Raw genomic sequence first — 1,023 nt, forward strand, 5'->3', positions numbered from 1 at the left:
GTTACAATCTCAGAGAAGGTTGTGCAGCGGTTGATGAAACAGGAGAACCTGATCGTTGCCACGCCAAAGCGGCGGCGATACCGCTCTTATCTGGGAGAAATCAGTCCTTCACCTGAGAACCTCATTAACCGCGAGTGAAAGGCCGATCTTCTACCAGACATCAGGTCGGGGTACGTTCGTCCCTTTGAGCTTTGAACCTGGCGAAGCATTTCAATTCGACTGGTCAGAAGACTGGGCAATTATCGGCAATGAACGGACAGAGCTTCAAGTCGCCCATACGAAGCTAAGTTATTCCAGAGCCTTTATCATTCGTGCTTATCTCACACAGTCTCATGAGATGCTGTTTGACGCTCGCAACCATGCATTCCGTGTGCTTGGTGGCGTTTCACGGCGTGGCATTTATGACAATATGCGTACAGCCATCGATAAGGTCGGTCGAGGCAAAGAACAGGACGTCAATATTCGCTTTCAAGCGATGGCTAGCCAATATCTGTTTGAACCAGGCTTCTGCAATCCAGCATCGGGTTGGGAGAAGGGACAGATTGAGAAGAATGTTCAGGATTCTCGGCATCGGTTCTTTCAACCCGTTCCACGATTCGCTTCGCTGAATGAATTGAACGACTGTCTGGAGGAGCGTTGCAAGTTTTTCTGGGCAACGACAACGCATGGTAAAATGCGTGACACCATAGCCGATCTTTTGATGGCTTCGTCGAATATACCAAGCGCGTATCACCGACCTGCCTCGTTCACTTTGATTGTACGCGTTGCTGCAATCAACACCTTGTGGTTTTGGCGGATACCCATGGCGACCCGGCACGTGAAGAACAACAGATACTCGGGCTCCGAGCTCATCTGCCTGCAGGCTTTCTTATTATTCCCGTCAATGCCCACTCTCTCAGCTCTTTGACTGGTTCAATTCGAACAATTGCCCTTGACCGCCCCTATGGCAATCACCCGTTCGTTGCCGTCGATCATTACGCAGGTGGAGAATTGGCAGCGCGCCACCTGCTTGGACTAGGACAC

At 50.7% G+C, this 1,023-nt stretch carries 2 pseudogenes; both read left to right on the top strand.

Going from position 1 to position 1,023, the window contains the following annotated elements:
• Positions 1–135: pseudogene (locus OIV19_RS23600) on the top strand (IS3 family transposase); the annotation flags it as partial.
• Positions 136–154: 19 nt separating this feature from the next.
• A pseudogene (gene istA / locus OIV19_RS23605) lies at positions 155–765 on the top strand (IS21 family transposase); the annotation flags it as partial.
• Between the last annotated feature and the right edge of the window lie 258 nt (positions 766–1,023).

Source organism: Brucella sp. HL-2 (assembly GCF_025846885.2).
GTDB lineage: Bacteria > Pseudomonadota > Alphaproteobacteria > Rhizobiales > Rhizobiaceae > Brucella > Brucella quorumnocens.